Annotated in this window: 18 protein-coding genes and 1 pseudogene; 8 read left to right on the top strand and 11 right to left on the bottom strand. The window is 41.5% G+C overall.

What is annotated here, in order from left to right:
* Positions 1 to 62 precede the first annotated feature (62 nt).
* The 6 genes from LPH68_RS11005 to LPH68_RS10980 all read right to left on the bottom strand — a co-directional run bounded on the left by LPH68_RS11005 (position 63) and on the right by LPH68_RS10980 (position 6,855).
* A complete protein-coding gene (locus LPH68_RS11005; protein ID WP_032841723.1) occupies positions 63 to 1,760 on the bottom strand; it encodes an alpha-amylase family protein in 1,698 nt (565 codons plus the stop codon).
* Positions 1,761 to 1,813: 53 nt separating this feature from the next.
* Positions 1,814 to 2,620 carry a patatin-like phospholipase family protein gene (locus LPH68_RS11000; RefSeq protein WP_008022480.1) on the bottom strand — a complete coding sequence of 269 codons (807 nt, stop codon included), beginning with the start codon at positions 2,618 to 2,620 and terminating at the stop codon, positions 1,814 to 1,816.
* 239 nt (positions 2,621 to 2,859) lie between these two features.
* Complete coding sequence (locus LPH68_RS10995) at positions 2,860 to 4,407, bottom strand: 4Fe-4S binding protein (RefSeq protein ID WP_151923543.1); 1,548 nt, start codon at positions 4,405 to 4,407, stop codon at positions 2,860 to 2,862.
* A 7-nt stretch (positions 4,408 to 4,414) separates the two neighbouring features.
* Positions 4,415 to 5,350, bottom strand: coding sequence for a DUF362 domain-containing protein (locus LPH68_RS10990; RefSeq protein WP_004316874.1), 936 nt, complete (start codon positions 5,348 to 5,350; stop codon positions 4,415 to 4,417).
* Between the two features lie 13 nt (positions 5,351 to 5,363).
* Complete coding sequence (locus LPH68_RS10985; RefSeq protein ID WP_151923542.1) at positions 5,364 to 5,873, bottom strand: ECF transporter S component; 510 nt, start codon at positions 5,871 to 5,873, stop codon at positions 5,364 to 5,366.
* A gap of 268 nt (positions 5,874 to 6,141) precedes the next feature.
* Positions 6,142 to 6,855, bottom strand: coding sequence for a DUF169 domain-containing protein (locus LPH68_RS10980; RefSeq protein ID WP_151923541.1), 714 nt, complete (start codon positions 6,853 to 6,855; stop codon positions 6,142 to 6,144).
* Positions 6,856 to 6,979: 124 nt separating this feature from the next.
* On the opposite strand from LPH68_RS10980, the gene LPH68_RS10975 reads away from it, so the two are divergent.
* From LPH68_RS10975 to LPH68_RS10965, 3 genes are all read left to right on the top strand, one after another.
* Positions 6,980 to 7,786 (top strand): DUF4846 domain-containing protein, encoded by an 807-nt coding sequence (locus tag LPH68_RS10975; RefSeq protein WP_151923540.1) that lies wholly within the window; start codon positions 6,980 to 6,982, stop codon positions 7,784 to 7,786.
* Between the two features lie 67 nt (positions 7,787 to 7,853).
* A complete protein-coding gene (locus LPH68_RS10970; RefSeq protein WP_008022468.1) occupies positions 7,854 to 9,356 on the top strand; it encodes a glutamine synthetase family protein in 1,503 nt (500 codons plus the stop codon).
* Positions 9,357 to 9,764: 408 nt separating this feature from the next.
* Positions 9,765 to 10,010, top strand: a complete 246-nt coding sequence (locus tag LPH68_RS10965) for an RNA-binding protein (protein WP_008640136.1) — start codon at positions 9,765 to 9,767, stop codon at positions 10,008 to 10,010.
* A gap of 62 nt (positions 10,011 to 10,072) precedes the next feature.
* Here the strand turns inward: LPH68_RS10965 and LPH68_RS10960 are convergent, their stop codons facing one another.
* The gene (locus LPH68_RS10960; RefSeq protein ID WP_004316403.1) at positions 10,073 to 10,246 is read right to left on the bottom strand and encodes a hypothetical protein; all 174 of its coding nucleotides are present in this window, start codon (positions 10,244 to 10,246) and stop codon (positions 10,073 to 10,075) included.
* Between the two features lie 136 nt (positions 10,247 to 10,382).
* Here LPH68_RS10960 and LPH68_RS10955 point away from each other — a divergent pair, with 136 nt between their 5' ends.
* Entirely contained in the window at positions 10,383 to 11,150 is a 768-nt protein-coding gene (locus LPH68_RS10955; RefSeq protein ID WP_117811645.1) for a DUF4396 domain-containing protein, read from the top strand.
* 104 nt (positions 11,151 to 11,254) lie between these two features.
* On the opposite strand, the gene sucD is transcribed toward LPH68_RS10955, so the two are convergent.
* The 4 genes and pseudogenes from sucD to thiD form a co-directional block, all read right to left on the bottom strand.
* Positions 11,255 to 12,115 carry a succinate--CoA ligase subunit alpha gene (gene sucD, locus LPH68_RS10950; RefSeq protein WP_008022462.1) on the bottom strand — a complete coding sequence of 287 codons (861 nt, stop codon included), beginning with the start codon at positions 12,113 to 12,115 and terminating at the stop codon, positions 11,255 to 11,257.
* A 32-nt stretch (positions 12,116 to 12,147) separates the two neighbouring features.
* Positions 12,148 to 13,279, bottom strand: a pseudogene (gene sucC, locus LPH68_RS10945) (ADP-forming succinate--CoA ligase subunit beta).
* A 200-nt stretch (positions 13,280 to 13,479) separates the two neighbouring features.
* Positions 13,480 to 14,367, bottom strand: a complete 888-nt coding sequence (gene fabD / locus LPH68_RS10940) for an ACP S-malonyltransferase (protein ID WP_004316407.1) — start codon at positions 14,365 to 14,367, stop codon at positions 13,480 to 13,482.
* 50 nt (positions 14,368 to 14,417) lie between these two features.
* Positions 14,418 to 15,254: a bifunctional hydroxymethylpyrimidine kinase/phosphomethylpyrimidine kinase gene (gene thiD, locus LPH68_RS10935; protein WP_118407571.1), complete on the bottom strand. Its 837-nt coding sequence runs from the start codon at positions 15,252 to 15,254 to the stop codon at positions 14,418 to 14,420.
* Between the two features lie 341 nt (positions 15,255 to 15,595).
* Between thiD and LPH68_RS10930 the strand changes: the two genes are divergently transcribed.
* The 4 genes from LPH68_RS10930 (at position 15,596) to xylE (ending at position 20,920) form a co-directional block, all read left to right on the top strand.
* Complete coding sequence (locus tag LPH68_RS10930) at positions 15,596 to 16,327, top strand: NUDIX domain-containing protein (protein ID WP_004295874.1); 732 nt, start codon at positions 15,596 to 15,598, stop codon at positions 16,325 to 16,327.
* A gap of 118 nt (positions 16,328 to 16,445) precedes the next feature.
* Positions 16,446 to 17,969, top strand: coding sequence for a xylulokinase (locus tag LPH68_RS10925; protein ID WP_004295875.1), 1,524 nt, complete (start codon positions 16,446 to 16,448; stop codon positions 17,967 to 17,969).
* Positions 17,970 to 18,010: 41 nt separating this feature from the next.
* Positions 18,011 to 19,327, top strand: coding sequence for a xylose isomerase (gene xylA, locus LPH68_RS10920; RefSeq protein WP_117811850.1), 1,317 nt, complete (start codon positions 18,011 to 18,013; stop codon positions 19,325 to 19,327).
* A gap of 138 nt (positions 19,328 to 19,465) precedes the next feature.
* Positions 19,466 to 20,920 carry a D-xylose transporter XylE gene (xylE, locus tag LPH68_RS10915; protein WP_009041295.1) on the top strand — a complete coding sequence of 485 codons (1,455 nt, stop codon included), beginning with the start codon at positions 19,466 to 19,468 and terminating at the stop codon, positions 20,918 to 20,920.
* Positions 20,921 to 21,290 lie beyond the last annotated feature (370 nt).

The following is a 21,290-nucleotide window of genomic DNA, read 5'->3' as shown; positions in this document are numbered from 1 at the left end:
CATTATATAAGTGAAATGCCCGGAGGATAAGGAGTATGCGGTTCTTATCTTACTCTTTTTACTTAAAAAGTAATCTTTAAAATTTTTCCGTTATAACCTCCGACCGAAACATCTGTCGGTTTATAAGGTAATAAGCAGATTTCTTCTTTAGCACCGGTCATCAAATCAATGGCCTGATAAGACTCCATTTGAGGAATCTGCAAAAAGTCGAAGGCATGTGAAGGTACGTTGATGGCAACATCTACCAGTTGACTGTCGAAATTAATAACGAAAAACAGAATCTCGTTTTTGTATTTCCGCATAAAAGTATATTGTTTATGCTCATTGAAACGCCATCCGTTTATATTGGCATACATCAAGTCAAAGAATACCCCCTTTTTGATTGCCTGCTCTTCGTTGCAAAGCGTCAGTACTTTTTGATAGATAGAGTAGAGGTGCTTATGTTCTTCAGTAAGCATTTTTCCGTCAAACTTTCCTCCGTTACGCCAACGACGTATAGTATCTACGCTCCAATAATCGAATATGGTAGTCCGTCCGTCTCTTCCGCTGAATCCTTCGCTATCCATGCCCAGCTCTCCGAACTCCTGACCGAAATAGATCATCATAGGATTGGTGTTCATACATGCAGAAACAATTAGTGCGGGAATCCCTTTACGCGGATTACCGGCAAAGAAATCAGATGCGATACGTTGCTCATCGTGGTTCTCCAGGAAGTTGAGCATTTTTTTCTCTATTCCATTCAGGCTTTGCCAGCAATGAGTGATTGCAGTGGCAGATTCATATCCGCAGGCTACATTTCGTAATGTATCATACAATCCTACCTTATCATATAGATAATCAAACTTACCACGGAACAGATAGTTACGATATTCGCTGGGATTATAGACTTCTGCGATGAAAAGTATTTCAGGATAAACCTCTTTAACTTGAGGAATAGCCCATTCCCAAAATTCAACGGGAACCATTTCTGCCATGTCACAACGGAAACCGTCAATGTGCTTTGACGCCCAGAAAAGAAGAATGTCCAGCATCTTTATCCAAGTGTCCGGAGTTGGGGAGAAGTGGCAGGTACCGCCATTCTGATAATCCACTCCATAGTTTAATTTCACCGTTTCATACCAGTCGGTGATATTAGGCGTAGCATCAAAACGATTGTTACCGGTAGCTTTAGCCGGAAATTCCCGGTAAGGCTCTGCTGCACCGTCTTTCATATCGAACTGGGCACGAAGTTCCGCTTGCGGGATATAATAGAAATTATTGTATGGACTGAAAGATTGACTGGGGTCATCGTTAGCCCCCAATTCCGTCGTACCGTCGGGCTGTGCGTCCGAATGGTACTGGCGTGCTACGTGATTAGGTACAAAATCTATAATCACTTTCAAACCTGTGCGATGTGTACGGTGTACCAGGTTCTCAAATTCTTTCATACGTCCCTGTACATCGTTGGCCAGGTCAGGATCTACATCATAATAATCCTTGATGGCATAGGGAGAGCCAGCTTTTCCTTTCACAATGGCAGGATGATCCGGACTGATGTTATAACGGCGATAATCCGCTTGAGTGGCATGTTCGATGATGCCTGTATACCATATATGTGTAGTACCTAATTTTTTGATTTCACCAAGTGCCTTGAGCGTGAAATCAGCCATTTTTCCACACCCGTTGGTGGTAATGTCTCCATTGTAGACACAGTGGTTGTTGTTATTTCCAAACAGACGGGTGAACACTTGATAGATAATTATTTTATTTTCGTCATTCATATAGAGTAGATTATTAATATTCGTATTCATTCTTTTTTCCGATGGATAGGAGGTTACTTCCATATTTTCCCTTTTTCTTCCAACAGTTGATTAAGCACTTCATTGGCTGTATTATATCCCTGTCCGAAGATTTCTTCTGCTTTCTCCAGTTCGGTATTGCTATATCCGTATAAATTGTATGGTTCGATTAATAAATCACACTTTTCCCTTTCTGGAAAAGTATTGGCGCGGAACATAAAATGGAATGAACGCATAGCAATACTTACAATATTCATTTTGTAGTCCTCTGCCATGATGGGGCTTACGTTGACAGCCACCACCTTGTCGCACACTCTACGCAGGGTAGAGACAGGAAGATTCATCATCAATCCTCCGTCTACATAGTTAGTGCCATCTATATTGACTGGTGCGAACATAACAGGCATACAACAAGAAGCTGCGACCCGTTCAGCAATACTGCCGCGGTGAAAATGAACCATGCGTCCATGATCGAGGTCGGTTGCTGTGATAATCAGAGGAAGTTGTAAATCTTCCAAGTTTTTGGCTTTTACGTTGGTTCGGAGAAAGTCTATAAATTCACAAAGGTCAAATAATCCTTTTTTAGGAATTACCAGTTTGGTTAAATCCTGGAATTTATGTCCGGAGAAATAATCAAGAACTTTGTGGGGTTCGTTGCCATCTGCATAAAAGACACCGGCAAGTGCTCCTGCGCTTACTCCGGAGATGATTTCCGGTTTAATATCATGCTCTAAAAGAGCTTGCATAACTCCCAGATGGGCAAATCCTTTAATAAATCCTCCGCTTAGTGCATAGCCAATCTGATATTTCCGGCTATTCCTGTTATTTGTGAATACCTCCATGAGTTGCTTTCTTTAGTTCGCCACGAATTTAGTGAATTTATTGAAAGTAGGAGGAATATAATGAATAGTTTTTTTAAGAGAACGTTATAAGTAGTTTTTTGTTATCCATAGAACACAATAAATGCGGATAACATGGAACTTTAATTGCGTAAGTATAAAGTTTTGTTATCCGCATTTAAATATATCACAATAGAGCACAAATATACGGATGGAATCTTTACACCAGCACTGGGGGCTGATTAGAATCCGAAATCGTCTATCTCCACTTTATGTTCTTCGTTTTCTTTAAAAGGTTTTGCTTCTTTTTGCACTGGATTTCCTTCGATATAGATAGCGCGGAATGGACGGGCAGGACAAACATATTCGCATCCTCCACAACCTACGCATATTTCTTTGTTTACATGAGGGATCGTTAATCCGTCTTTATATGGTACCATTGCCACAGCCTGTGTAGGACAGTGCTCGGAACACGCTCCGCAACTGGTTCCATCAGTATAAACGATGCAATTTTCCTCGATAAAAACAACATATCCCATTTGTGTAAGATGTTTTTGCTCTACACTTATGGGAAGAATTGCTCCATTGGGACAAACGTCTCCGCAAACAGTACAGTCAAAATTACAAAATCCTTTCTCAAAACTGACGGTCGGCTGCATTATGCCTGCCAAACCATACTCCATAAAAGCAGGTTGCAGAACATGAGAGGGGCATTTGCTGACACAAAGATGACAGGATGTACATTGCTGTTGAAAGTGTTCCCGACTGATAGATCCCGGAGGAGTGATTGGATTCTCTTTTTTGTATGCCTTTTTGCCTTCCAGTCTTGCAACGGATTCTTTGGCTTGGGACAGGAGTTTGGGTGCAGCCCCGGCAGTAACAAGACCGGTAACCAAAAAGCGGCGTTTGGATGAATCCGTGTCCGGTGATGATGGCACAGGGGCTTCTACGTTTGCTTGTTGTTTCTTTAAAGAAGGGTTGTAGACCAATGCCTTTTGCTTGCATGCTCCCAGGCAGTCGAAACAATCTACGCAGCGGCTATAATCAATGGCATGTTCTTTACTATTGATGCAGGAGGCTTTGCATTTGGTAGCACAAAGCCCGCATCCATTACATTTCGCAGTATCGATACGGACCTTAAATAATGAAAAGCGGCTCAATAATCCCAATACTGTTCCTACGGGACAAACCGTATTGCACCATGTCCGCCCGTGTTTCCATGCCATTACAAAAATAACTGCCAGAGTGATAATAGCAATGAGAAGAGAAGAAATGCTTAAAACAGAGGTATCTACCTGATAAAACGTATAATTGTCAAACTTGGAAAAGACGGATTCCAACAGATTATTCCCCAACATGTAGATAGGTTTGAATATATGCACTACCACACGTCCATACGCGCTGTATGGATCGAGCAGGCCTACAATAAATGTAAATCCGCATAGAAATCCGATTACTGTCAGTCCGAGTACGCCCCAACGCAATTTGTTTTTCGTGGGACTGTAACTATATCTTTTTTTCTTTTTCCCTGTTGATTTTGAAATGCGTGCAATGACATCCTGCAAAATACCCATAGGGCAAATTGTAGAACAATAAACGCGTCCAAACAAGAGCGTTAACACAATGAGAAATAATAAGATACCTATACTTAGTGAAAGGACAGCTGGAATAAATTGCAAATGTGCCAGCCGATGAAAACTGTTCGGTAATATTTCTGCGAAATCGAGAAAAAAGAAAGAAATCAGCACAAATAAAAGTGCTGATATTCCAATACGTAGCTTTCTTAACATTGTTATTTTACATCTTAATTCGCTTGACATTCAGCTTGTCAATGTTCATAGTTCCTATTTTCAGTGCTTCTCCTTTAGCGAGGTGTCCCACAGTATCTAGTGGCATCTCACGTACTTGATTGAAGAATTTGGCAGCAGCCGTGTCCACTGCTACAATATCCGGTGAAATGAACAGTCCTTTTGCTAATACGACATCCGAGGCAGAACGTCCTCGCGGGCCATTGGTTTTCATGATACGATAAGCGTCCACTACGTTAAGCACAGCTTTCTTTTGCAGTGTGCAGATATCGGCAATACATTGCTGCAAGTCATTCTGGTGGAAAAATCCACGGTCCCAGACAATTCCCATGTGATTTTTCATTGAGATAGTCAGATTGGCACCCCCGTGATTTTTCAGGATGGGAACATTGATCCATACATCGCAATTCAGGATGGCTTCATGTATCTTTGCTTTCTTCATCTTCTGACCGTTGGGTAAGTTTACCGGCTTGTAATAAGACTCCAAATGAGCAGGCATTACTTTTGCTCCGGCAGCTTTTGCCGCCGCTTCGATGCCGCTGTTTTTGTAGCACTTCTGCCAATCGTCACACGTATGGTCGAATACGGTCACTTCTTTAGCTCCGGCAGCAAAGCATTGTTTCACGATTTCAGCAATCAGTTGCGGGTTGGTGTTTCCTGCCAGTTCCGGCACTTTATCCCAACCGATATTAGGTTTTACGACCACCTTCTGTCCCGGTTTGACGAATTGTTTCATACCGCCCAGTTCGCTGATAGCACGGCGGAACATAGCTTCCGGTTCTCCACCCATGACGGCTACCAAGTCCGGATTGCCTCCGTTCGTATTATTAATAGTCTGGGTTAATATCTCCATTGCCTCCGAATGCTGAATACTCAATGCGGCACCGGTTATGGCTACTGTTTTTAAAAAGTCCCTTCTGTCCATTTTTGTTTTTACTTTAGAGTTTTGCAATCGCTTTCAGTAGGGCGTAGCCGCCAAACCATTGAATTAACATACCGGGAATACCAATGCGGAAGTCTTGCACTGCTACATGGAAATTTCCGATGAATGCCCATTCAAAAGCAGTTCCTATAATCTGATAGGAGAGAACGACACCGAGAATAGCCCATAAAGAAACGGATTTCAGTGTTCGTGCAGTCAAGGCGGAAGTACCGGCAAGTAAAGCGGATTTTATCAATATAATGGGGAGTGCAGCTCCCGATGGCATTGCAAATAACAGGTGATTGATGACAGGAGAAAGAATTGCTGTCAGTAATCCCACACGAAAGCCATATTTATAAGCTGCGATCAACGTGAAAAAATAGATCGGCAATAAAGTAGGGCCACCGTATGGTACAAGATGACAGATTTGTGGAAGTGCAATGTTGCCTACCACAAATAGCAGGGCAAAGAGGTAAGTCCTTACATTGCTGTAATTCAGTGAATAGAGTTTAGCAGATGTTTCCATTTTCGTTGATAACTTTAAAGTTTAATAGAACAATAATATATAAAAAAGTAGACTTCTTTCTGCAGAAAAGGTTTAATCCTGGCAAAGAACTATTTGCTTAAGTAACTGTCTAAAATTAGTTAATAGAAAAAAGGAGGCTTCGTTGCGTTTTGAATAACAACTTATAATACGAACTAATTTAAGCATTTACTTTATGATATTAAAAATGGGACAGAAAAGTTTCAAGGCTTGAAACATATTTTGAAACTATTTGGTTTGTACTTTTGCCTTATTCGGTGCCCATTCTTTCCCGGATCTTTCCCCATGCATGCGTATCAAACAGGCAACTTTGGCGCATAGTCCCACACATTTCTCTGAATCTGGACATAGGTATCGTATAACTCAACTTATCCGCTTCAAAGTACGGACGCACCGACGGATCGAAGAAACCGATAAAGGTCCGCTTGCCTCCTTTGCGGTTTTCAAGAGTGGCTTGTGTCACTATGGAACTGCAACCGGAACCGAATAAAGAGACGACACCATCTTCGGCATTATTATCATAGTAAGCCCATGTAGTCAGTCCGGAAAGCATATCAGGATTGGCGATAAACATGACACCTTCCACTTGTTCCAGATTAGCCACTTTGTCTATACGTGCAAAATGAAGGTATTTCTTTTCTGCCCTCGGAACTCCGAGTTGCCGGATAAATTCAATGACCATTTCCGGAGTCTGTTTATATCGTTCTTTTAGTGAGACAAAAGTCGGTACGCGTTCAGGCATTTCTGTAAAACCTGTGTAGAATTTGCCGCCACCGCAACCGATATTTTCTGCATTCAAGCTGATAGTACCACCTTCTCTGACAGTCTTCATGCCTTTAAAGAAGCAACCGTTAATTTTCTCTGCTGTTCCTTCCAGTATATCTGAATACCAAAATACAAGAGGTAATTCGGCATTCTCTCCGAATGCCTCTTTGAAGTTCTGAATAAATGTTTGGATGTCCATAGCTTATCAATTTTAGTTATGTATGTAGGTCTTTGTACAAAGTTAAAATAAAAATAGACATTCATCCTCTTTTTAAACAATAATTACTTATATTTGTCCGGAACAGAATATAAAGAGAAGCGTTATGAAGTATTTACTAATATATATAGGGTTACTTTGTACATCCCTGCAATTGTGGGGACAAGAAACGGTTGCTACAAGAATCGCTCCTCCGACGGGATATGTCAGGGAGGCTTGTGCCGATCATTCGTTTACAGGTTACTTACGTAATTTGCCTTTGATGCCGAAAGGTAGTAAAGTGATGCTTTATAATGGAAAAGAAAAATCGAATCAGTCTGCAGCTTACGCTGTAATTGATATGGAGATAGGTAACCGTGATTTGCAACAGTGTGCCGATGCGGTAATGCGTTTGCGGGCGGAATATCTGTGGAAACATAAACGATATGGAGAAATAAAATTCAACTTCACCAATGGTTTCCCTGCCGGGTACAAGAAATGGGCGGAAGGAAATCGGATAAAAGTCAGCGGCAATCAAGTGCAATGGTATGCTGCGGGTAAAGGAGTGGATTATTCCTATAAAACTTTCCGTAACTATCTCGATATGGTCTTTATGTATGCCGGAACGGCTTCTTTATCCCGCGAGCTTCAGACTGTGTCTTATACTTCCCTGCAACCCGGTGATGTGTTTATTAAAGGCGGCTCACCCGGACATGCGGTCATTGTTGTAGATGTTGCTGTTCATCCGACTACCAAAAAGAAAGTGTTCTTGTTGGCGCAGAGCTATATGCCTGCACAACAGATTCATATTCTTGTAAATCCTGTCAGTCGCAGCCTTTCCCCCTGGTATGAATTAGCGGAAACGGATGCGGGGAAACTATATACTCCGGAATGGATTTTTAGCCGGAAAGATTTAAAACGCTTTAAGGAGTAGAATCTTTTCGTTATCTTTGGCATTTAACAAACCGTTTTAATCATACAACAACGAAAAACAACCGATTATGAATCAAGATTTGTCAATGAATGCTAACCAGTTGGTAGCATTCCTTCAAAAGCCAACTTCAGAGTTTACCAAAGCCGACATTATCTCATTTATCCAGCAAAAAGATATCCGCATGGTCAATTTCATGTATCCGGCGGGAGACGGTCGTCTGAAAACCCTGAACTTTGTTATCAACAATCAAGCCTATCTGGAAGCTATTCTTACTTGTGGAGAACGGGTAGACGGTTCCAGTCTTTTTTCTTTCATAGAAGCGGGCAGTAGTGACCTTTATGTGATTCCCCGTTTCTGCACTGCATTCGTTGATCCGTTTGCCGAGATTCCGACGCTGTCTATGCTTTGCTCTTTCTTCAACAAAGACGGCGAACCTCTCGAAAGTGCACCAGAACACACCCTTTACAAAGCAAGCAAAACTTTTACAGAAGTTACCGGAATGGAATTTCAGGCAATGGGCGAATTGGAATATTATGTAATAGCCCCGGATACAGGTATGTTTCAGGCAACCGACCAACGTGGTTATCACGAATCGGGTCCATACGCTAAATTTAATGAGTTCCGTACTCAATGTATGTCTTATATCGCGCAAACAGGCGGGCAAATAAAGTATGGACACTCCGAAGTGGGTAATTTTACGCTGGATGGCTATATTTATGAGCAGAATGAGATTGAGTTCCTGCCGGTTCCTGTATCGCAGGCGGCAGATCAGTTGATGATTGCCAAATGGGTGATTCGTAATCTGGGATACAGATATGGATATAATGTGACCTTTGCTCCTAAAATTACAGCCGGTAAGGCAGGGTCGGGCTTGCACGTACACATGCGTATCATGAAAGACGGAAAGAACCAAATGTTGAAAGACGGCGTTTTGTCGGAAACAGCGCGTAAAGCAATTGCCGGAATGATGGTGCTTGCTCCTTCAATCACTGCCTTTGGAAATACCAATCCTACTTCTTATTTCCGTCTTGTTCCTCATCAGGAGGCACCTACCAATGTTTGCTGGGGAGATCGTAACCGTTCCGTATTAGTACGTGTGCCATTGGGATGGGCTGCAAAAACAGATATGTGTACATTAGCTAATCCGTTGGAAGCCGAAAGCCATTTTGACACCAGCCAGAAGCAGACTGTAGAAATGCGTTCTCCGGATGGTTCGGCAGATTTGTATCAACTGTTGGCCGGTTTGGCTGTTGCCTGCCGTCATGGCTTTGAAATTGAAAATGCATTGGATATCGCTCAAAAGACGTATGTAAATGTGAATATCCATCAGAAAGAGAATGAAGATAAACTAAATTCACTGGCACAACTGCCAGATAGCTGTGAGGCTTCTGCTGATTGCCTGCAGCAACAACGGGCAATCTTTGAACAATACAATGTCTTTAGTCCGGCAATGATTGATGGTATCATCCGCAGACTTCGCAGTTACGAAGATAAAACGTTGCGTGCGGATTTGGAAGGAAAGCCGATGGAGATGTTAGATCTCGTACATAAGTATTTCCATTGTGGCTAATCTGCAAACTGATATATAAAATAAAAGACTATCTTCTGTTTCAAAGAAGGTAGCCTTTTATTTTCTGATGCAGAATTAACTATAAGTATTTGTTTTTCAAAGAGCTTATAACAAAGAAACTATAGAAGGCTAATCAGATGATTGGTGGCAGATAGTTTGATATAATAGAGTTTAAACGTTAAGTATTGGCCTATTTTCATAAAAAAGATGTTTTGAGAAAAGAAAAAGGAGGGAGTATAGTGCATTATCTCCAAATAATGCTTTCCTTTGTACCAACAACAATAAAGAGGTTTATTACGATTTGATTTTTTTACGTGAATCTTCTCATTTATTTGAGCATATCCATTTCTAATTAAGATCTTCCTAAAACTTTCTTATTGAATTATTAATTTTTTATATTTGTATTTTATGAATTTGTACATTGGAAATCTTAGCTATAATGTTAAGGAATCGGATTTGAGAAATGTAATGGAAGAGTATGGAACAGTTGCTTCAGTAAAGTTAATCACAGATCGTGAAACTAGAAGATCAAAAGGTTTTGCGTTTATCGAAATGCCGGATGATACAGAAGCTAACAACGCTATCAAACAATTGAACGGTGCAGAATATGTAGGTCGTTCAATGGTAGTGAAAGAAGCATTGCCAAAGAACTAATACTGAATAAATAGACAGTAATAGAGAAGGGCGCACTAGGAAACTAGCGCGCCCTTCTTCTGTTAATCCTCATTATTATCTTCTTCATCATCCACCATATTATTGAGTTCCAATTCCAGGTCTACCAGCTCTTGTTCCCATAATTTCAGGATATTCTTCGGTGTATCTTTTGCGGCTTTCTTTATTCTTTCTTGAGCAACAGATACTTCATGCTCTAATTGTCTACGTCTGCTCATATTTTTATTGTTTTGATTATGAAATGATAACAACTCGTGTGTGGAATAGTTCGACAGGCAAAATTAAAAAGTAGTGGGCTGAACTATTCGCAAATAAAGTATGTTTTGTAGTCTGAATCTTTTAAAACATACAATCATGCTCAATTTAATAGCCGTATTCTTAGTCTGTTCAGGTATCGGAATAGCAGTACATATTGCCATAGACCTGACACATCGTCCGCAATCAATGAAAATAATGAATGCAGTTTGGATATTATCTGCATTGTGGGGAAGTTATTTAGCTTTATGGGCGTATAATAAGTTCGGACGGAGCAGTCCGATGAAGATGGAGGATGACGGGATGAAAGGGATGGGCATGTCTGACATGAAAGATATGGATATGTCCGGTATGAAAGATATGAATATGCCTGATATGAAGGGGATGGATATGGGGATGTCAATGGGAGAGATGAGGCGTCCTTATTGGCAATCGGTAGCTCTGTCGGCTCTTCATTGTGGCGCAGGCTGCACATTGGCAGATATCATAGGAGAGTGGTTTACGAATTATGTTCCTGTAACTGTTGCAGGCAGTCAACTTGTTGGGAATTGGGTACTTGATTTTGTATTGGCTTTGATTATTGGCGTTTATTTTCAGTTTTATGCGATTCGGGAAATGGAAAAAATCTCTGTGGGGAATGCGCTGACTCGCGCTTTCAAAGCAGATTTCTTTTCTCTTTTATCCTGGCAGGTAGGAATGTACGGTTGGATGGCAATTGTTTATTTTGTGCTGTTCATCAATGAGCCATTGCCCAAAGATACATGGATATTCTGGTTTATGATGCAGTTGGCTATGCTTTTCGGTTTCTTCTGCGCTTATCCGATGAATGCTCTTCTTATAAAATTAGGTATAAAGAAAGGTATGTAAAATAAATGCAGATTCACTTAAAATGATAAGTATGAAATTACTTATTTTGAGTGAATCTGCATCTGTAATATTACTATTTCTGTTTTTCATTTCTCTTTTGGAGATTACTTTTTCAATAGTTTGGGTATATCCGAAGGCTCTTGTGCCACCCGGATACCAGCTGCTTCCAAAGATTCAATTTTCTCTTTTGCCGAACCGGAACTTCCCGAAATAATAGCGCCCGCATGCCCCATTTGTTTTCCCGGAGGAGCTGATTGGCCGGCAATAAATGCAACCACAGGTTTAGTTACATTATTACGGATATATTCAGCTGCTTGTTCTTCCGCATTTCCTCCAATCTCTCCAATCAGGACGATTGCTTCTGTTTCCGGATCATTCTGAAACATTTCCAGCAGTTGGCGAAAGTGAAGCCCTACAACAGGATCGCCCCCGATGCCGATAGCGGTAGATTGTCCCATTCCATTAGCTGTTAAGTGATATACAATCTCGTAAGTAAGTGTTCCGCTGCGGCTGATGACACCTACATTTCCTTCTAAAAAGACTTGTCCTGGTAAGATGCCAACCATGCTTTTTCCCGGAGAGATAAGTCCCGGACAGTTAGGCCCGATCAACATGGCGCCTTTTTGTTCGGCAAACCGATGCGCCTTAATCACGTCCAGTGTGGGGATTCCTTCTGCAATGCAGACTATGATCCGGATGCCTGCGTCTGCTGCTTCCATGATAGCATCTGCCGCAAAACGTGCCGGAACGAAAATGATGGAGGTATTAGCCTTTGTCTGCTCGACAGCGTCATACATGGTGTTGAATACGGGGATTCCGTCCACATCTGTTCCTCCTTTACCCGGAGAAGTACCCCCGACCACATTGGTTCCATATTCTTTCATCTTCTTGGCATGGAAAAGCCCATCTCTGCCAGTGATTCCCTGCACAATCAAACGGGTGGATTTATCTATTAGTATGCTCATAATTGCTTTATTTTTTAGTGATTTGGTACGTATTATGCTTTCAGAGCCATAAGAGCAGCCTCTTTCATCGTTGTGGCTATTTGGAAACGGCTGTAATTCCGTAACAGTTCCCGTCCGATATGTTCATTGGTGCCTGTAAGCCGGACGATGACCGGGACATTGCTGTTTATCTGCTCGAATGCCTGAAGAAGTCCCATTGCTACATCATCGCAACGAGTGATCCCACCGAAAATATTAATCAGGACCACTTTTACTTTCTCATCCTGCAATAAGAGTTTCATAGCTTCAATAACCTTGACAGGATTGGAGCTGCCACCGATGTCGAGAAAATTAGCAGGCTGACCGCCGTAAAGTTTAATCATGTCCATAGTAGCCATGGCAAGTCCGGCGCCATTTACCATACAACCGATATTGCCGTCCATGTGAACATAACTGAATCCTTTATCTTTGGCATCTGCTTCTACTTTTTCTTCTTCCGTCGGATCAAACAAAGCATGAATCTCCGGATGACGATAGAGCGCATTGTCATCAAAAACAATCTTTGCGTCAATAGCCATTAATGTACCTTTCTTTGTAAGTGCCAGCGGATTTACTTCCACTAACGACGCGTCATTCTCCACAAAGATTCTATAAAGTTCCTGAAGGATGGCAGCCATTTTACCTGCTTGTTCCATTTGGGGGGAAGAGAGCGAAAGCGAAACGCCTTGCCAGATAGTCGGGAAGGCCAATGAACGGATTGATTGAATATCGGATGATTTTCTCCGGTGTCTGACGGGCTACCTCTTCAATATCCATACCACCGGATGCACTCATCATCAGAACGACAGAACGTGTATTCCGGTCGATGGTATAACTGACGTAATATTCTGCAGCAATATCAACCGCTTCGCTGACCAGAACTTGATTGACTGGAAGACCTTTAATGCTCATTCCGAGAATGTTCTTGGCTTCCTGATAAGCATCTTCCGTATTGTTTACCAGTTTTACTCCTCCGGCTTTTCCCCGGCCTCCGGTTAATACTTGTGCTTTTATAACCACTCTGTCTGTTCCCATCCTCCGGTATGCAGCCAGGACGCCTGCGGCAGTACGGCATAAAGTGTGCCTCTCGACAGGTATTCCGTACTTGGAGAAAATCTCTTTCGCTTGATATTCATGTATTTTCATGGCTCATAAATTTGAGTAAATGATTCCTATAATAAAAACAAAAGAAAGATTCGGAAAGTTTGCCGGAAAAGAAAAGTATCAGGGTGTTTTACAACATGTTCGTTTGTATTCCACCTATGGTTTTCATATAAAAAAAGCGTGTTGGCAATAGTTACCAACACGCTCTATATCACTTAAAGATAAAGTCTGCTTACGGATATTTATGCAATACCGTGAGCATTGACAGTACCGTCAATCTTTTTAATCAATCCTTGAAGTACGGCACCCGGGCCACATTCTGTAAAATCAGTAGCACCGTCAGCAACCATATTCTTTACTGATTGTGTCCAACGTACGGAAGCAGTCAATTGGGCAACCAGATTCTTTTTGATTTCTGCAGGGTCAGTGTGAGGAAGCGCATCCACATTCTGATATACCGGACATTTAGGAGTATGTATTTCGGTAGCTTTAATAGCAGCTTCCAGTTCTATTTTAGCAGGATCCATTAATGGAGAATGGAAAGCACCACCCACTTTCAGCGGAAGAGCACGTTTGGCTCCGGCAGCTTTCATCAGTTCGCACGCCTTTTCGATACCCGGTACAGAGCCGGAGATAACGATTTGTCCCGGGCAGTTGTAGTTGGCCGGTACGCAAACTTCACCTTCTGCATTTACTGCTGCACAGATTTCTTCTACTTTTTCATCCGGCAATGCGATAATAGCAGCCATGGTGGAAGGAGTAGCTTCGCAAGCTTTCTGCATAGCCATTGCACGTGCATACACAAGTTTCAATCCATCTTCAAAACTCAATGCACCGGCAGCAACCAATGCAGAGAACTCACCAAGTGAGTGGCCGGCAGTCATTTCCGGTTTGAAGTCGTCGCCCATGCAAAGAGCAGAAATAACAGAGTGAAGGAAAACGGCAGGTTGAGTAACCTTTGTCTGACGAAGATCTTCGTCTGTGCCGTCGAACATGATATCTGTAATGCGATATCCGAGGATATCATTTGCTTTTTCAAACAATTCTTTTGCTAAAGCTGAGTTTTCATACAGGTCTTTACCCATTCCTACAAATTGAGCGCCTTGACCGGGAAATACAAATGCTTTCATATTTTTATTATTTAATTGATTTTTAATTGCGGGTGCAAAGTTACGTATTTTTATGATACAACCGCACAAAAAGTACACATTTGTGCAACGGTGTCCGGAAAATGCCATAAAGGGCCGTTGCCATGGCCGATATTCAATTCTTTTCCTGCGATAATGGCTTGAGTGATATATGTTTTCGCATGCTGGATAGATTCTCGCATGGGATAGCCTTTGGCAAGATAGGTGGCAATAGCAGAAGAGAGGGTGCATCCCGTTCCATGCAGATTATGGCTTTCTATTTTTTTCTCCTCATATATATGGTAGATAAATTCGGACGTATGCAAAAGGTCGCACATATTATCTCCTTCCAGATGCCCGCCTTTTAATAAGATATTAGTCTGATAATCATCCGTTAGCATTTTGGCAGCAGCTTGCATATCCTGAATGTTGTGAATACTTTTACCTGTAAGTACTTTTGCTTCATCAATATTAGGGGTGATTAATGTGACAAGCGGTAAAAGTTCTTTTTTGATTTCTTCTATCGCTTCATCTGTCATAAGTTTCCTTCCGCTGGTAGACACCATTACCGGATCGTAAACGACGTATGCAGGCGAATATTTTTGTAGACAGTCGGAAATTACACGAACGATCTGAATGTCATTTATCATTCCTATTTTGATGGCAACCGGTTGCAGGTCGTCCATCACGGCTTCTATTTGTCCACGAACCATATCCGGAGAAATGGACTGTACGGCACGTACCCCCAGTGTGTTTTGTACGGTGATAGCAGTGATGGCCGATGCTGCATAGCCTCCTAAAGCCGAGATTGTTTTTATGTCTGCCTGAATACCTGCGCCTCCCGAACAATCGGAGCCGGCAATGGATAAAATGACTGGATGACGTTCCATTTTAGATTTTTTAATATTTACCCGACAAAGATAGGATAAAAAACGATAAGGTACAAAATGACATATCGTTTAAAATACAATAAGTACCTTTCCGGGTATCTGTTGGAAAAGATATGAAAAGTACTGATAATAAAGCGTCCATCTAGTTTTTGTACTTTATACAATTACTCACCCGTGGAAATACTAAAATACATATTGTAATTCGTAAGATAACACTAACTATTCATATTGTAGAATGTATGATATGTATTTATATGAAAAACAATGTTTTATAGCATAGTTCTTATTTTTGTTTTGATGGTTTTTAGCCTCTATATTTGCATCGTCTTAAAGAAATAGATATGCAAAATTTACAGAAAAATACACCTTTAGCAAACAATCATATATCAGTAGACTGTGTAGTGATTGGTTTTGACGGAGAACAACTGAAAGTGTTGCTTGTAAAACGTGCAGGTGAGGATAATGGAGAAGTATATCATGATATGAAACTTCCCGGAAGTCTTATCTATATGGATGAAGCTCTGGATGAAGCTGCACAACGAGTTTTGTATGAACTGACAGGACTTAAAAATGTGAATCTGATGCAGTTTAAAGCATTTGGTTCTAAAAACAGAACGAGTAATCCGAAAGATGTACGTTGGTTGGAAAGAGCTATGCAGTCAAAAGTGGAGCGTATTGTTACCATTGCATATTTGTCGATGGTGAAGATAGATCGTACGTTGGATAAGAATCTGGACGATCACCAGGCTTGCTGGGTCGCTTTGAAAGACGTGAAAACACTGGCTTTCGACCATAATCTGATTATAAAGGAGGCAATGACTTATATTCGTCAGTTCGTAGAATTTAATCCTTCCATGTTGTTCGAACTGCTTCCGCGTAAATTTACAGCCGCACAATTAAGGACTCTTTTTGAATTAGTATACGACAAAGCCGTGGATGTGCGTAACTTCCATAAAAAAATAGCAATGATGGAATATGTAGTTCCTTTGGAAGAAAAACAACAAGGAGTGGCTCACCGTGCTGCCCGTTATTATAAATTTGATAAGAAGATATATAATAAGGTAAGAAGGTAAACCCTATTCAAGTATTAAGTATCAAGTAGTAAGTATTAGGCGTTGAATGTTAAAGTATTAATTGTCGGACATTGAGCGTAAATCGTAAATAGTAAATCGTTTAATCGTAAATAAAATTATGTTTCTATTAGGTTATGACATAGGTAGCTCGTCTGTAAAAGCGAGTTTGGTAAATGCGGAGACTGGTAAATGTGTATCCTCGGCATTTTTTCCGAAAACAGAAGCGAATATTATTGCAGTGAATCCCGGATGGGCGGAACAAGATCCTGAAAGTTGGTGGGAAAACTTAAAGTTGTCCACGCAGGCTATTATGACAGAATCCGGAGTTAGTGCCGCTGAAATTAAAGCCATCGGTATCTCTTATCAGATGCACGGATTGGTTTGTGTTGATAAGAATCAGCATGTATTGCGTCCTGCTATCATCTGGTGTGACTCTCGTGCGGTGCCATACGGTCAGAAAGCGTTTGAGACAATCGGGGAGGAGAGATGTCTTTCTCATTTGTTGAACTCACCGGGGAATTTTACTGCTTCCAAGTTGGCGTGGATTAAAGAAAACGAACCGGCCATCTATGAGCAGATTGATAAGATAATGCTGCCGGGCGATTATATTGCCATGAAGTTGAGTGGAGAAATCTGTACAACTGTTTCCGGGCTTTCGGAAGGTATGTTCTGGGATTTCAAGAACAATCGGGTGGCTGATTTCTTAATGGATTATTACGGATTTGATTCTTCTTTGATTGCAGATATTAAACCGACTTTTGCTGAACAAGGACGTGTAAATGCAATAGCTGCCAAAGAGCTTGGACTGAAAGAAGGAACACCGATTACCTATCGTGCAGGCGACCAGCCTAACAATGCCCTTTCTTTGAATGTGTTTAATCCGGGAGAGATTGCTTCTACGGCAGGAACATCGGGAGTGGTTTATGGCGTGAACGGTGAAGTGAACTATGATCCGCAGTCACGTGTCAATACCTTTGCGCATGTCAATCATACCATAGATCAGACACGTTTGGGAGTATTGCTTTGCATCAACGGAACGGGTATTCTCAATTCATGGGTAAAACGCAACATTGCTCCCGAAGGAATATCTTATAATGAAATGAATGTATTGGCTTCCAAAGCTCCTATCGGCAGTGCGGGAATCAGTATTCTGCCCTTTGGTAATGGTGCCGAACGTATGCTGAACAATAAAGAAATCGGTTGCAGTATCCGTGGACTGGACTTCAATGCGCATGGCAAACATCATATTATTCGTGCCGCTCAAGAAGGTATTGTATTCTCTTTTAAATATGGCATTGATATCATGGAGCAAATGGGAATTCCTGTGAAGATGATCCATGCCGGACACGCTAATATGTTCTTGAGTTCTATCTTCCGCGATACTTTGGCGGGAGTCACAGGAGCTACTATCGAGCTTTACGATACGGATGGTTCCGTAGGTGCTGCGAAAGGTGCGGGCATCGGTGCAGGTATCTACAAGGATAACAATGAAGCATTTGCTACGCTTGACAAACTGGATGTGATTGAGCCTAATGTGGCAAAACGCCAAGAATATGCTGACGCGTATGCAAAATGGAAATACCGTCTTGAAAAGTCGATGACCGGTAACATACCGGCTCCGGTTCTGTCTTCAGATAAATAATTAACAATTTAAATAATAACCATTTTAAAAATAAAAGAATTATGGCAACAAAAGAATTTTTCCCGGGAATTGAAAAGATTAAGTTCGAAGGTAAAGATAGTAAGAATCCGATGGCATTCCGTTACTACGATGCTGAAAAGGTTATCAACGGCAAGAAGATGAAAGATTGGTTGAGATTTGCTATGGCATGGTGGCATACTTTGTGTGCTGAAGGTGGCGACCAATTCGGTGGCGGAACAAAACAATTCCCTTGGAATAGTAATGCTGACGCTATACAAGCTGCAAAAGATAAAATGGACGCAGGTTTCGAATTCATGCAGAAAATGGGTATCGAATACTACTGTTTCCACGATGTAGACTTGGTTTCTGAAGGTACAAGCATCGAAGAATACGAAGCTAATCTGAAGGCAATCGTAGCATACGCAAAACAGAAACAAGCTGAAACAGGCATCAAACTGTTGTGGGGTACTGCCAACGTATTTGGCCATGCACGTTATATGAACGGTGCCGCTACTAACCCTGATTTTGACGTAGTAGCTCGTGCTGCTGTTCAGATCAAGAATGCAATCGATGCAACGATCGAACTGGGTGGTCAGAACTATGTATTCTGGGGTGGCCGTGAAGGCTATATGTCTCTTCTGAATACAGATCAGAAACGTGAAAAAGAACACCTGGCAAAAATGCTGACCATCGCTCGTGATTATGCTCGTGCCCGTGGTTTCAAAGGTACTTTCCTGATTGAGCCGAAACCGATGGAACCGACAAAACATCAGTATGATGTAGATACAGAAACAGTAATCGGATTCCTGAAAGCTCATGGCCTGGATAAAGATTTTAAAGTGAACATTGAAGTAAACCACGCAACTTTGGCTGGTCACACTTTCGAACACGAATTGGCAGTAGCAGTAGACAACGGCATGTTGGGTTCTATCGACGCTAACCGTGGTGATTATCAAAATGGTTGGGATACAGACCAATTCCCGATTGATAACTACGAACTGACACAAGCTATGATGCAAATTATCCGCAACGGCGGCTTGGGTAACGGTGGAACAAACTTCGACGCTAAGACTCGTCGTAACTCTACTGACCTGGAAGATATCTTCATCGCTCACATCGCAGGTATGGACGCTATGGCTCGTGCATTGGAAAGTGCAGCTGCTCTGCTGAACGAATCTCCATATAAGAAAATGTTGGCTGACCGTTACGCTTCATTTGATGGCGGTAAAGGTAAGGAGTTTGAAGATGGCAAGTTGACTTTGGAAGATGTAGTTGCTTATGCTAAAGCAAACGGTGAACCGAAGCAGACTAGCGGTAAACAAGAACTTTATGAAGCAATTCTGAATATGTATTGCTAATTAACCCCACCACAGATTACACGGATTGTCACAGATTAATTTTCTTCTCTCTTATTTTGAATTTTATCTGTGTCAATCTGTGAAATCTGTGGTGATATAAATCCAACTACTACAACACTACTTTATCTACTTATAACCATGATTAATACAACGAACGAAGGTAGTAAACTCTACCTATATTCGATAACCTCTGTCGCCATTTTGGGAGGACTGCTTTTCGGATACGATACAGCGGTTATTTCCGGTGCAGAGAAAGGTTTGGAGGCTTTTTTCCTTTCGGCCTCTGATTTTCAATACAATAAAGTAATGCATGGAATCACATCTTCCAGTGCATTAATTGGCTGTGTACTGGGTGGTGCTTTGTCCGGTATATTTGCTTCCCGTTTGGGACGTCGTAATTCTCTAAGGCTTGCTGCCGTACTCTTTTTCCTTTCAGCATTAGGTTCCTATTATCCGGAAGTCTTGTTTTTCGAATATGGAAAGCCGAACATGGATTTGCTGATTGCTTTTAATTTGTATCGTGTTTTGGGCGGTATCGGTGTTGGACTGGCTTCTGCAGTCTGTCCGATGTATATTGCTGAAATTGCTCCTTCTAATATTCGTGGAACGCTTGTATCGTGTAACCAGTTTGCTATCATCTTCGGTATGTTGGTAGTATACTTCGTGAATTTCCTGATTATGGGCGACCATCAAAATCCTATTATTTTGAAAGATGCAGCCGGTGTATTGTCTGTTAGTGCTGAATCTGATATGTGGACTGTTTATGAAGGATGGCGTTACATGTTCGGTTCGGAAGCTTTCCCTGCAGCTTTCTTCGGTCTGTTGTTGTTCTTTGTTCCCAAGACTCCTCGTTATCTTGTATTGATACAGCAGGATGAAAAGGCTTATTCGATCCTTGAAAAGATCAATGGTAAGACAAAAGCACAGGAAATTCTTAATGATATTAAAGCTACTGCTCATGAAAAGACAGAGAAAATCTTTACTTATGGAGTGGCAGTAATTGTGATCGGTATTTTACTTTCTGTATTCCAACAGGCTATCGGTATTAATGCGGTACTTTATTATGCTCCTCGTATTTTCGAAAATGCAGGTGCAGAAGGAGGTGGCATGATGCAGACAGTTATTATGGGTATTGTAAACATTGTCTTTACATTGGTTGCAATCTTCACAGTAGACCGCTTCGGACGTAAACCACTATTGATAATAGGTTCTATTGGTATGGCTGTAGGTGCATTTGCGGTAGCAATGTGTGATAGCATGGCAATAAAGGGTGTTCTCCCGGTACTTTCAGTGATTGTGTATGCAGCATTCTTTATGATGTCTTGGGGACCGATTTGCTGGGTGTTGATCTCGGAAATATTCCCGAACACGATCCGTGGTAAAGCGGTGGCAATCGCCGTAGCATTCCAATGGATATTCAATTACATTGTATCTTCTACTTTCCCGGCACTGTACGACTTCAGCCCGATGTTTGCATATAGTTTATATGGCATAATCTGTGTGGCTGCTGCCATCTTCGTTTGGCGTTGGGTACCCGAAACGAAAGGTAAGACACTGGAAGATATGAGCAAACTTTGGAAGAAAAATAAATAAATTAGGTTAGTGTAACTTCATCATGCCATTATGACTTCGGTTTCTTGGCATGGTTCTATTAAGATTATGACATCGTACCAAATGGTATGGTGTCATAATTGTTTTTATTTGAAGCTTTGGGGAACTACCATAAAGTTGAAAAAACATGAAAACATCTGCCACCTGCAACCAAACGCGTGTAATGCGCTAGCTGATAAGTAGTTGGAGCGTTGCAGATACTGTTGCAGATAGGTTGCAGATCAAAGTATCTGCCACACAGTATAAACCTTACATAAGCTAATTCTCCAGGAGGACAAAAGTTTATTGTATACATTAACTTCCCGTTTCCAGGCGGGGAACTGTCGTTTCCGGCATTAGAAATTACAGTTTC

This window comes from Bacteroides sp. 1_1_30, from assembly GCF_020982715.1.
GTDB lineage: Bacteria > Bacteroidota > Bacteroidia > Bacteroidales > Bacteroidaceae > Bacteroides > Bacteroides xylanisolvens.
Note: the sequence above shows the minus strand (reverse complement) of the source record. Positions and strands in the feature narration are given on the sequence as shown.